The organism is Rothia sp. P7181, assembly GCF_048513015.1.
In the GTDB taxonomy this organism is placed as follows: Bacteria; Actinomycetota; Actinomycetes; order Actinomycetales; family Micrococcaceae; genus Rothia.
This window is the reverse complement of the sequence record NZ_JBLXXZ010000005.1, coordinates 75183-87533: the sequence shown is the minus strand read 5'-3', so window position 1 is coordinate 87533 and position 12351 is coordinate 75183. Positions and strand designations below refer to the sequence as shown.

Annotated in this window: 12 protein-coding genes; 8 read left to right on the top strand and 4 right to left on the bottom strand. The window is 47.0% G+C overall.

Annotation, left to right across the window (positions count from 1 at the left end; translation table 11 throughout):
* Positions 1–378 precede the first annotated feature (378 nt).
* Together ACN08Z_RS03925 and ACN08Z_RS03920 are read right to left on the bottom strand one after the other, a co-directional pair.
* On the bottom strand, positions 379–2613 hold the full coding sequence (locus ACN08Z_RS03925) for a S8 family serine peptidase (protein WP_419103288.1): 2235 nt from the start codon (positions 2611–2613) through the stop codon (positions 379–381).
* A 214-nt stretch (positions 2614–2827) separates the two neighbouring features.
* Positions 2828–3448 carry a M23 family metallopeptidase gene (locus ACN08Z_RS03920; RefSeq protein ID WP_419103287.1) on the bottom strand — a complete coding sequence of 207 codons (621 nt, stop codon included), beginning with the start codon at positions 3446–3448 and terminating at the stop codon, positions 2828–2830.
* Positions 3449–4148: 700 nt separating this feature from the next.
* Here ACN08Z_RS03920 and rpsB point away from each other — a divergent pair.
* The 8 genes from rpsB to dxr all read left to right on the top strand — a co-directional run bounded on the left by rpsB (position 4149) and on the right by dxr (position 10986).
* Positions 4149–4958 carry a 30S ribosomal protein S2 gene (rpsB, locus tag ACN08Z_RS03915; protein WP_419102146.1) on the top strand — a complete coding sequence of 270 codons (810 nt, stop codon included), beginning with the start codon at positions 4149–4151 and terminating at the stop codon, positions 4956–4958.
* A gap of 128 nt (positions 4959–5086) precedes the next feature.
* Positions 5087–5917: a translation elongation factor Ts gene (tsf, locus tag ACN08Z_RS03910; protein ID WP_419103286.1), complete on the top strand. Its 831-nt coding sequence runs from the start codon at positions 5087–5089 to the stop codon at positions 5915–5917.
* A gap of 164 nt (positions 5918–6081) precedes the next feature.
* On the top strand, positions 6082–6825 hold the full coding sequence (gene pyrH, locus ACN08Z_RS03905; RefSeq protein WP_419102148.1) for a UMP kinase: 744 nt from the start codon (positions 6082–6084) through the stop codon (positions 6823–6825).
* 232 nt (positions 6826–7057) lie between these two features.
* Entirely contained in the window at positions 7058–7615 is a 558-nt protein-coding gene (gene frr / locus ACN08Z_RS03900; protein ID WP_419103285.1) for a ribosome recycling factor, read from the top strand.
* Between the two features lie 5 nt (positions 7616–7620).
* The gene (locus ACN08Z_RS03895) at positions 7621–8469 is read left to right on the top strand and encodes a phosphatidate cytidylyltransferase (protein ID WP_419103284.1); all 849 of its coding nucleotides are present in this window, start codon (positions 7621–7623) and stop codon (positions 8467–8469) included.
* Positions 8470–8524: 55 nt separating this feature from the next.
* Positions 8525–9112 carry a cell division protein DivIVA gene (locus ACN08Z_RS03890; protein ID WP_419103283.1) on the top strand — a complete coding sequence of 196 codons (588 nt, stop codon included), beginning with the start codon at positions 8525–8527 and terminating at the stop codon, positions 9110–9112.
* Between the two features lie 151 nt (positions 9113–9263).
* Positions 9264–9524: a GlsB/YeaQ/YmgE family stress response membrane protein gene (locus ACN08Z_RS03885; protein ID WP_419103282.1), complete on the top strand. Its 261-nt coding sequence runs from the start codon at positions 9264–9266 to the stop codon at positions 9522–9524.
* Between the two features lie 136 nt (positions 9525–9660).
* Positions 9661–10986, top strand: a complete 1326-nt coding sequence (dxr, locus tag ACN08Z_RS03880) for a 1-deoxy-D-xylulose-5-phosphate reductoisomerase (protein ID WP_419103281.1) — start codon at positions 9661–9663, stop codon at positions 10984–10986.
* A 121-nt stretch (positions 10987–11107) separates the two neighbouring features.
* Here dxr and pflA read toward each other — a convergent pair whose 3' ends face one another.
* A complete protein-coding gene (gene pflA / locus ACN08Z_RS03875) occupies positions 11108–11986 on the bottom strand; it encodes a pyruvate formate-lyase-activating protein (RefSeq protein ID WP_419103280.1) in 879 nt (292 codons plus the stop codon).
* Positions 11987–12003: 17 nt separating this feature from the next.
* Positions 12004–12258, bottom strand: coding sequence for an autonomous glycyl radical cofactor GrcA2 (gene grcA2, locus ACN08Z_RS03870; RefSeq protein WP_419102155.1), 255 nt, complete (start codon positions 12256–12258; stop codon positions 12004–12006).
* Between the last annotated feature and the right edge of the window lie 93 nt (positions 12259–12351).

Sequence of the window (12351 nt, the reverse complement as noted above, 5' to 3'; positions counted from 1 at the left end):
AAAGAAGAATACACGTCATGAGTATGCAAAACTACCTAAATTGGTCGAGAATATATCAGGTTGGCGGAAAATTTGGCTAAAGAAGGATTTGAATTAAAAACTTGTAATATGGTGGCAATATATTAAATGCTTGTAGGGGGGGGAGCAAAAATCTTTTTGCTCCCCCCTACAAGCATTTAACTATCAGGTTGTTCGTCATCCTGAACATACCGTCCAGCGGCTGACTTGGATACTCATATCTGTTCAGTAATTTTGTTGGGCTGATAAACCTTAGGTACAGATTCTGCTACCCATTTTCTCCTGTCGTTGGCACGAGCCAGATACTCGTCTCGAGGCTCCGCTAAAATTCATGAGTATGTGACCTCAAATGGAAAATACTTATCGAGTGATACTGAGCCCACCTGATTCTGACCACGTAAACACATATCCGCGAGAGAATTCAATACGTGCTTGCCCATGACGTACAATCTCGTCAGTTACCGGATACCCGTACCGCCGTATATCTTTAATCCACGTATTATAAAAAGCGCCTCGGGCGTTAAGTACTTTCGCCCCAGTACTGGAATGCCACACGATAGCGGTTCGATGCTGGCTTCCGGTTGCTTGATACATTACTTGAGCACCGCCGAAACTTAGGTCGCTCTCATCAGTGACAGGGAAACCTAAGGTTAAGGCGCCGCCTCGTTTTGCCCATGTATTGAAAATGCCACCGCGGGCGTTCATAGAATGTGCGCCGGTTTGTTCAGACCAGTACACAACAGTTTCTCGGCCCGTTCCGATATTTTTGAATGTTTGTTTGGCTCCATGGTTAAACGTGGATTCGTTCATTGTTGGGTAGCCCCAGCCGCGTATGCCACCATTGTGAGTATGTTTAACTCCAATTGCGCCCGGTTCCCATACGGTATAGGTTCCGGTGTGTGCTGACCAGTAGATTGCGGTGCTTTTTCCCTGTTTATTGCGGAAACGTTGATAGTATCCGCCATCGGGCAGTCTTTGTTCACTCATTGCTGGATAGCCAAGTTTTTGATGATGCTCAGTATAGTATGAGCCGATAGCGCCCGAACGTTTGACGGGGTGAGCGCCCAGCTGAGACGTCCAATAAATTGAGTATTGGTTTTCAAAATGTTGGACTACTGCGCCATCTGCTAGGGGGATCTCGTGGGACGTTGGTTCACCGTAGACCTGTATTCCACCAGTTGTTCGATAAGTATTCTCGATACCCGAATTTTCTTTGAGTTGGTAGACCGGTGGCGCCAGTGATTTTGCTGTGAGCACTGCCTTATAGGCGTGTACAAGAGGATAGCCTTGTGTCCATGTTCCGGTTTCCCTAAGAATTCGCCGTATTTGCTCTACCGTCAGTTCAGAGTTGACTTCTTTCATCATGGCAATGACGCCTGCAACATGTGGTGCTGCCATAGACGTGCCATTTAGTGCCGCGTAGGTTGGTTTTTCTTGTTGATATAGGCCCGTGTTTGAGGTTGATATAACAGGTTCGCCTACTGTTCCTCCGGGAGCAATCACATCTATTTCTTGCCCCTTATTCGTATATGCGGTTAGTGCGCCCCATGATGTGGTTGCACCGACGACTACTGCCCGATAACAGTTAGCAGGGGCATAGTCTTTTGTATTTTCACTGAAATTTCCTGCTGCAACGACTACTGGGATTCCTCGTGCATGAGCGTAATTGATAGCTCTTTGCAGGTATGGATCGCATTTGCCTTTCCACGCTAATGACATATTAATAACATCTACCGGTGGTTGTTCAGGGAAGCCCGATACTTTTCCACCGGCTGCAGCAAAGACGGCGTCCGCAAAATCGGCAAGGTATCCGCTTCCGGAATTTCCTATGGCTCTGAAGTGTTTGGTGGATACTTCTGGGGCTGTAATTTTGGTGTCGCCTTCGACGTGAGTTCCGTGCCAATCAGAATACCTAAATCGGGAGTACGTTCCGGTGTCGGTTTCGTCCCAATCACGTCCAGGCTCTCCGTCACGCCCATAGAATTCGTCGCTGATGAGGTCTAGCCCTCTGAGTCTATGTGCAAGGAGTGAGGGGTGTTGTGTTGCGCCTGAATCAACGATGCCGATGATGATGTTTTTTCCTGTGGCGAGGTGCTCTACGTTGTGAGCGTTAATTTGTTGAGCTGTCCACGTCGAAAGTGATGTGTCGCGGGTGATGCGTTTTTTCTGTGATGAAAGAGCGTTATGGATGATGGGGTCGGGCCGAGCATCTACAATTCTAGGATCTTCTTCCAAGGTTTGAACGGCAACGTTTTGTTCTTCTTGACTGAGTGGGGACTCTACTTGGATAACTGTGGTGTTTTCGTCGTCGAGTACTGAGTCTTTAACAATTTGAGTATGTTCAAGGGTGTCTGTTTTATCTTCCGCGATATCGAGCGCTTGAGCTTTTTCTTCTGCATCGGTGTCTTCTGCGAAGCTGACGATGAGCCTGTCTGTTTCTTCGGCTACGTAGGGGTGCCGTTGGGTAAGTTCTTGGAGAGTGGCTTGTTGGTCTAGTTGCTGTTCAGGTGTTTCATATAAGGACGTAGCGTGTGTTGGTGTGATACTGCTGAGCATAAGAGCTGCAGTGATGAAGATGGGGGATATCTTTTTCACGTGTTCTCTCTACATATATAGGGGGAAGGGGAGTAGTGAGGGCGTGTAGAGGAGACGACAAAAGGGGCGGAGCATGTTGCTCCGTCCCCCTTAAATAAGCGAGTGATATATATGTAGTATGAGTCTCTCGACACCCCTCAATGCTATTATTATGCCTTGTCAAAACCATTTTTGCGAGTAGGTGTGGGGTGTTTTTATGCAGGAATTAGGTAACTTAGCTGATAGAAGGTGCCTCAACGTTTGCTCGTGGAGCGTGCGAGGCTAAAAAGTCTTCTGCAACAGGTAGGAGAATACTTGGCTTTTCGAGAAACAATAATGTTAACGGGTTAATATATTCCCACTCTCCTGCAATATTCTGGCGGACTCCCCAATGGATACATCGTTGCGGGCAATGCTGAACTGTTTCATCTACCTGCGCAATAACTTCTCCAATAGATACTGTCTCACCTGTTTCTTTTGCCTGGGTGACGGGCTCAAAACTCGATTTATAACCATCCTCATGTTCAATAGTGATGACATACCTATCAACAACTTTTCCTGAAAAAATGATTTTTCCACTCATTGGTGCCCGTATTGAACCGTGAGCTACGATGTCTACTCCTCTATGACCTTTAGCCCAACGCTGTTGAGGTTTTTGAAAAGCTCTCAAAACTTCTAATGGTTCGGAAACAGGGGAAACCCACTGGCGTTCACGGTGATGCACGGAGGTGGAGCTAGTCGGTGAGTGTTCCGCTCTTTCGAAAGATTGGGCTGCGCTCGCGGCACTGTAGAACATCGCCATGATGATGGTGAATAGGGTTGTGAATCTTTGGGAGGTAACGCGCATAGTTTTCATCTGGTCAGGTTCTTTCGTGTATGAAGAGGCAAAATACTATCTTCTTCGAGGCTGAATGAGGTGAGAAGCGTTGTCGTTGGCTTGGCCAAAATTGTGGATAGTTGTAAGTTTTGCTGTATTAATATTGAGAGGGTTAGGTTCGCTGATGAAGGCGCTATTTTGGTTGATATTGGTGCCTGTCTCAGTGTGGGGTAGAGGCTAAGAAACCGTGGTGTGGTGCACTGGTTGTTGATGAGCTGGGTTGTTGTTTTCTGCTGCCTCTAGAAAACCTTGGTTTTTTGCTCACATTCGCCGTATTCCGTATGTTTTTGACGGTGTCGATGCGGTATAGTTGGCTATTGCAGTTCGATACTTCCTGCCTAAAAACTTTGAGTCTTATGGCTTAGGTTCTTATTGAGAGGTTTCGAGAAGTCACCATACATAGTGACTTACCGCTGTAGAAGTGGTCTGACAACGCGTAAAACAATATCTTCATAAAGCCTCTCAAATATATTCTGGGGTTTATGTGAAGACTGAGAACTTTCGGTCCATCAAATGAGGTGGTGAAGGTCTGAGTATTGTTCAGGGTATCCTCCCTCGAACAATATGAGTTTTACCAGGGGAGTGTTTTACTCCAATGTAAACCGATAACTACTATGCGCGTGGACGGTTAGCCTGGAATCAGGGATCGCCACGGCACATCTATATAAAAGGAGACGACATGCCAGTCGTAACTATGCGCCAGCTTCTTGACTCTGGTGTTCACTTTGGTCACCAGACCCGTCGCTGGAACCCCAAGATGAAGCGCTTCATCTTCACCGAACGTAACGGCATTTACATCATCGACTTGCAGCAGTCTTTGGCTTTCATCGATAAAGCTTACGAAGCTGTTAAAGCAACCGTTGCTCACGGTGGCACCATCCTCTTCGTTGGTACCAAGAAGCAAGCTCAGGAAGCTATCGCTGAACAGGCTACTCGAGTTAACATGCCTTATGTTAACCACCGTTGGCTTGGCGGTATGCTCACCAACTTCGAGACTGTTTCTAAGCGTATCGACCGCATGAAAGAACTAGAGCAGATCGACTTTGACGATGTTGCAGGCTCACAGTTCACCAAAAAAGAACTCCTCTTGCTCCGTCGCGAACACGAAAAGCTCGAGCGCACCCTCGGCGGTATTCGCAACCTCACCAAGACCCCTAGCCTTTTGTGGGTTGTTGACACCAAGAAAGAGCACCTCGCAATTGACGAAGCTCAGAAGCTCAACATTCCTGTTGTGGCAATTCTTGACACCAACTGCGACCCTGACGAAGTTGCTTTCCCCATCCCCGGTAACGACGACGCGATTCGCTCCGTTAACCTCCTCACCCGCGTCATTGCTGACGCAGTTGCAGAAGGTCTTCTAGAACGCAACAACAAAAAAGCCGGCAAGGGAAACACTGCTGAAGAACCTATGGCTGAATGGGAGCGCGAGCTTCTTGAACAGCACAAAGCTGAAAAGACCGCAGAAACTACCGAAGCATCTGCAGAGTAATTTCACATAAAACTAATGGCGCCCACCTAAGTTTTTGGGTGGGCGCCATTAGCAAAAACCACACTGTAACACCCCAGACAGTGTGTATGTATAAAAATCTTTGAACTAAAACAATCAAGGAGTTCACAATGGCGAACTACACCGCAGCAGACATTAAAGCACTGCGCGAAAAGACCGGCGCAGGTATGCTCGACGTCAAGAAAGCTCTCGACGAGGCTAACGGCGACCAGCAGAAAGCAATGGAAATCATCCGCGTTAAAGGCCTCAAGGGCGTTACCAAGCGTGAAGGCCGTGCAACCGCTGAAGGTCTTATCGCTGCACGCGTTGAAAACGGCGTCGGCTACATGGTAGAAGTCAACTCTGAAACTGACTTCGTAGCAAAATCTGATCCTTTCGTAGAATTCGGTAACAACGTTCTTGAAGCAGCTATTGCAGCTGGCGCTTCTACTTTGGAAGAACTTCAGGCAGCTACCGTAGACGGAAAGACTGTTGAAGAACTCACCACCGAAGCTGGCGCACTCTTGGGCGAAAAAATTGTTGTTCGCCGCGTAGCACGCGTTGAAGGTGAAAACATTGCTGTGTACTTGCACAAGACCTCCAAAGACCTTCCTGCACAGGTTGGCGTTCTTTTGGCTGTCACCGGTGAAAACACCGATACCGTAGCGCACGATGTTGCTGTACACATTGCAGCATTGTCTCCTAAATACTTGAACTCTGAAGCTATCCCAGCTGAAGATGTTGAAGCAGAAAAGCGCGTTGCTGAAGAAACCGCTGCTGCTGAAGGTAAGCCTGAGCAGATTATTCCAAAAATTGTTGAAGGCAAGCTCAAAGCTTTCTACAAGGAAAACACCTTGCTTGATCAGGACTTCGCAAAAGATTCTTCCAAGTCTGTTGCTAAGGTTCTTGAAGAAGCTGGCGCTACCGCTACCGCTTTCAAGCGTTTCCGCGTTGGTGCATAAATAAAATCTTCACTGTTTTGCTCTCAAAAAATAGAAATATTTTAGATTGAGCCGAACATAACAAGGGGAAGTACCTAGAACGGTACTTCCCCTTGTCGTATGCTATTAGACGAGAACGCGTTTTATGACGCATGATAAATACAGAACTTTTTGGAGGCTCCATCATGACTCAGCCCGCTACTACCCCCACTTATCGCGATGACACAGGACGCCGTCGAGTTCTTCTTAAACTATCTGGGGAAGTCTTTGGTGGCGGAGAAGTTGGTATTGCAACTGACGTCGTTCGTGGAGTTGCTGAACAAATCGCTGCAACTATTGGAAAAGTAGAGACCGCTATTGTGATTGGTGGAGGTAACTTCTTCCGCGGAGCAGAGCTCTCAAACGCTGGCATGGATCGTTCCCGTGCAGACTACATGGGCATGCTAGGTACGGTCATGAATTCCTTGGCTCTTCAAGATTTCCTTGAACAAGCTGGTATTGACACCCGTGTTCAATCCGCTATTACTATGCCTCAGGTTGCCGAAACCTATATTCCCCGTCGTGCGATTCGCCATATGCAAAAAGACCGCGTCGTAATTTTTGGTGCTGGCGCTGGTCTACCTTATTTCTCGACAGATACAGTTGCTGCTCAGCGTGCTCTTGAGATTTCTGCAGATGAGGTTCTCGTTGCAAAAAATGGTGTTGACGGTATCTACACTGCAGACCCAAAGACTAACCCCGATGCTGAACGTCTTTATAGCCTTACCTATGATGAGGCAATGCGTAAGAATATCCGTGTGATGGATCAGACGGCGTTCTCTCTTTGCCGTGATAACAACGTCACGATGCGCGTATTTGGTATGCAAGGTGATGGTAATGTGACTCGAGCTATTCTTGGCGAAAAGATGGGAACGCTCGTTACCGCTTAATCAATGTGAGGAACGATATTGATGAGAGGCTCTTCTGCTCATTTGGTTTGTCAACACCAGATGAGAGCAGGGGAGCCTCTTTTGGGTTGATAGCTCTTTGCACCTTCACGGAATTAACACTTGGTTCTTCGAGATGTCTTAAGCAAGAAGAGAGTAAATCAACTAGACTAATAGGGAGCATACCTATTGGTCATTGTGACTGATAAAAATACCGTATTAAAAGGAGATACCGTTGATCGAGGAATCATTAGCAGAAGCAACAACAAAGATGGACAAGGCAGTAGAAGCCGCTAAGAACGAATTTGCAAATGTGCGTACTGGTCGTGCAAATCCTTCATTGTTCTCTTCATTGACCGTAGAATACTACGGAACTCCTACCCCTTTGCAGCAGCTTGCATCCTTCCAGACTCCTGAGGCTCGCACTATCCTTATCACTCCTTACGATAAGTCTGCGCTTGGTGATATTGAAAAGGCTCTACGTAATTCTGACCTTGGTGCTAACCCTGCAAATGACGGTAACGTCATCCGTGTTGTGATGCCAGAAATGACAGAAGAACGCCGTAAAGAATACATCAAGATTGTTGGCAATAAAGCTGAGGAAGCACGTGTTTCCGTACGCAATATCCGTCGTACTGCAAAGAGCGCTATCGACAAGCTGGTCAAAGATGGCGAAGTAGGCGAAGATGAAGGCTCTCGCGGAGAAAAAGAACTAGACGCTTTGACCAAAAAGCATATTGATCAGATTGATGAGCTATTCAAGCGCAAAGAAGCGGAGCTTCTTGAGGTCTAAATTTGATGGGTACTCGGGTTAAACAGCAAACTGGGTCAAAGAATTCTAAAGCGGGACGTAACCTTCCTGCTGCTATCTTCGTAGGGACCTTTTTAGGTGCTCTTCTTATCATTGGTTTGTTTTGCTACCCTTGGCTTCTTGTCATTCTTGGTGCGCTTGCTGCTGCAGTTGGTACGTGGGAAGTAACTTCTGGTATCAATAAGAAACGCGGTATGGGAATACCCCTGTTTCCTACAGTAGCAAGCGCATTATTCCTACCCCTTATTGCTTATATCGGGGGTGGGCAATGGATGATTACTGCAATGGTGTGCGCTATTTTAGCGCAGATTATTTGGCGTCTTTTTGGTCCTAAAGACGGCATGATTATGTCAGTGATGGGATCTATCTTTGTGACCTCTTGGGTTCCTTTTATGGTGGCATTAGCGTTGCTGTTATTTAGGACAGACGGTGGCTCAGGCAAAATATTTCTCATTTTGTTGATGGCAGTTGCAAATGACACATGGGGGTATTTAGCGGGGGTACGCTGGGGCAAACACCCGATGGCGCCAACGATTTCTCCGAAAAAAACATGGGAAGGTTTTGCTGGCTCCTTGATAGGGGCTGCATTGACGGCTGTTATTTCGTGTTTCTTTTTAGGGTATCCGTGGTGGTTCGGTGTTATCTTGGCATGTGCGCTGGTAATAACAGCAACCGCTGGTGATCTTTCTGAGTCGATGATTAAGCGTGAAATCGGCATTAAAGATATGTCAAATATTCTTCCTGGTCATGGTGGAGTGATGGACCGGTTAGATTCTATTGTTTTTTGTTTAGCTGTTGGATACGTGCTATTTACTGGTTTTGAATTCCTTTTTTAAGGTTTTACACGTGATGGAATAACATTTTCTTCACAGGTATTTTGAGGTGGTTTATATGGGAGAAAGACGTCAGCGCCTTCGTGAATTTCGTTTGGTTGAGCCGAAGAAACAGGGGTATTCTGCGCGTGAAGTAGACGCTTTCTTTGTTCAGCTGGTTGAGGATTTTGAAAATTTGCGTGCCGGACGAACTCACCCTGGGATGATGACCTCAACGACTATTCGCACCATGAGTTTTACACCGGTGCAGGGCGGTTACTATCCGGCTGACGTTGACGCGACCTTAGATCGTGTTGAAGACCGTTTCGCGTCTTTGGAACGTCGTCGTTATATTGAAAAATATGGTCGTCAGACATGGCGTCAGGCGGTAGAAGAAAGTGCTGAATTGGTGATGGGGCGTATCAACCGTGCTCCGGGTGAGCGTTTTCGCCGCCCTAGCTCTACACGGGTACAAGGGTATTTTGTCGATGATGTGGATGCCTTATGTGAGAAGCTGCGTCAGCATTTCCAAGGCGAGGGAGAACTTTCTGCGAGTCTGGTTCGTCGGGCAGTTTTTCGTAGCGCTGTAGGTTCTTTATGTTATGAAGAGACGCAAGTTGACGCATTTATGGACCGCTGTATTGAGCTTATGCTGGATTTAAAGTAGTTTTGTGTCGCTTTCATTACTCACCACAAACATAATTTCTTAAGAAAATATCACCCTGCTGACTATCTAGGTATAATGACTAATGGTTGAAGCATTTTCTGTCATCATACTTTCAGAGAGCGGAAACTCTCATAAAAATAGGGAGATAAAAATGGGTCTTATTACCTGGATTATTTTAGGCCTCATCGCTGGTGCACTCGCTAAGTTCATCATGCCCGGTAAACAAGGTGGAGGATTTATTGTCACCACCGCATTGGGTATTGTTGGTGCGTTCATCGGCGGATGGTTGGGAACCTTCATCCCCGGCCTTTCTAACGGAATCACTCAACTAAGCTTCGGCACTATTGTCACAGCTGTTATTGGTTCTCTTATTGCTCTCTTCATCTGGGGCAAACTAGGCGCAAAAAACTAAAAACTTATCACTACCGTGCGATGCGAGGCTGATAGCTCTCACCCGAGATGCTAGCACCCTCGCATCGTCATTTTAAACATGGCTACTGGTCCTAGCGTCCTCAAAGTGTTTCGGCAAAGACGGTAAACTACATACTATGAAATTTGGTGGCACAGCTGAACCGCGAACAAATACACATCCCCTAGAAACTCTCACTGACGAATACCTACAACATCTTGGAATAGGTCGAACTGTCAGTATTCTTGGCTCAACCGGTTCTATCGGAACTCAAGCCCTTCAAGTACTACGGCACTTATGCACCCTTTCTCAAACGCACCTACACGATGAGGGTGCCCCCCTTCGTGTCAAAGCTCTCTCTGCCGGAAGAAACTCCCTAGAACTATTAGCACAACAAGCGGTAGAGACCCGTGCAGAACTGGTTGCAACGAGCGGAACAGAACAAGACCGTATCACCTTACAAGAACTCATCCAACAGCACAGCACAGCACATGGATTATCTGGGTACAGCCCACAGATTATCTGCGGCGAAAACGCATCTTCTGAAGCTGCGAGCTGCGGTGCAGATATAGTACTGAACGGAATCACCGGTTCCATCGGTTTACGCCCCACCCTAGCAGGCTTAGCCTCTGGTGCTCAGGTTGCATTAGCAAATAAAGAGTCTCTCATCGCTGGTGGAGCTTTAGTCCGCCAAGCAGTAGATCAATCATCCCTTGAACAGCCACTTATCCCTGTTGATTCTGAACATTCTGCTTTGGCGCAGGCACTAGGCGCTGGTCACGATAGCGAAATTGAACGTTTAATCCTCACCGCATCGGGCGGGCCATTTCGTGGCATGACCAAAGAACAACTACAACATGTGACCCCTGAGCAAGCCCTAGCTCACCCTACGTGGGACATGGGCAAAGTGGTCACTACAAACTCTGCTTCGATGGTCAATAAAGCTCTTGAGGTACTAGAAGCACACTACCTGTTCGGTATAGACCTTGACCATATTGATGTGACGGTACACCCGCAATCAGTGGTACATTCTATGGTCCAATTTATTGACGGTACGACCATTGCCCAAGCTAGCCCACCGACCATGCTTTTACCCATTGCGTTAGGTCTTACCTGGCCGTATCGTATCCCTCGCGTTGCACCCGCCTGTAACTGGAATACCGCACAGAAATGGACTTTCGAACCTCTTGATGAAGAAGCGTTCCCAGCTGTTCGTATCATTAAAGAAGCTGGACGTCGTGGAGGAACCTTCCCTGCGGTATTTAATGCTGCGAATGAAGAAGCTGTAGAAGCCTTCCATGCGAAGAAAATTTCTTTTACCGCGATGATTGATACTGTTCAAAAAGTACTGGACGAACACGAATCCTCAAGTGCATATTGTTCCGAAAAAAACTTGACCTTGGACTCAGTTTTAGAAGCAGAGCGCTGGGCACGTATACGTGCCGGCGAAATACTGGCACAATAGTAGATGTACCAAAACGTGTTGACCACGGCGGCAAGCTCCTTGAGAACTTGCCGCCGTGGTCTTTAACAATACTTATTCGCCTGAGCTATCCAAAAAATGCGGAATCCCAGTAACACTCACCTTAGTAGACGGTAAGTCCGCGGTCCCGAAATTGTTGGCGTACCCGCTCTGTTTCTTCTTTGCTAGGAGGACGCACCTCTTCAAGCTTGTAGTCAAGACCCAAAGAACGCCATTTATCTGTTCCCATCTGGTGAAAAGGTAAAACTTCAACTCTGCGAACAGAACGAGGCCAACGGCATACAATATCTGCAACGTTCTCAACATTCTCATAAGAGTCGGTGTAACCAGGCACTGACACAAAACGAATCCACACATCTTTGCCCAGAGCATTGAGCCTATCACCAAAATCAATAGTTGGTTGTAAACGTCGTCCTGTCACACGATGGTAGGTTTCCTCATCGCCAGCTTTAACATCAAGAAGAACTAAATCTACTGACTCAAGAAAATCATCGGTAGCTGCTGCACCTAAATAACCAGAAGTATCAATACATGTATGGATACCTAAAGATTTAGCGCCCATAAGAACATTCCACGCAAAAGCACGTTGCATGAGAACTTCTCCACCAGAAATGGTCAAACCACCACCGGTAGATTTAAAAATTTTGCGATAACGCTTGATACGTTTGAGCAATTCTTGAGCCTCAACTGGCTGACCATCACGCATGTTAAACGTATCTGGATTATGACAGTACACGCACCGCAACGGGCAACCATTCATAAAAACTGTCATACGGGTGCCAGGCCCATCTACCGCGGTAACCAACTCCCAAGAATGAACAGAACCTAACTTCCCTTCTCTCATTCTTTTAAGCTGTTCGCTTCGTTCTAAATCGGTGAGTTCACCAAGACCCCACGTTCCAGCTCCTGCATGACGAGACGCTGGGGGAGCAAAGCCTTGTTCCCCCAACGGCATCGTTTCTACTGTTGATGTAGACATCATTAACCAGCGGAAGAGAGTTATGCACTCTGATGGAAAGTCCGTGAGAGAACGTCAAGTTGCTGCTCACGTGTCAAACGCACAAAGTTTACGGCATACCCAGAGACTCGAACGGTGAGGTTTGGGTATTTATCGGGGTTTTCCATTGCGTCTTCGAGGGTCTCACGGTTGAGGACGTTGATATTTGCATGGTATAGGCCATGCTGATCTGCCGGGACGTTAGCTCGGTTAGCTTTCATCTCTGCAAGACGTTCTTCAAAGGTTTTGACTGCCATGATAATTTTCTCCTTAGATTTTTCAAGTGATGTGTTGGTATATGCCTCAGCATGAGGGCATATACCAACACGAGGTAACCCATGGGGTGACCG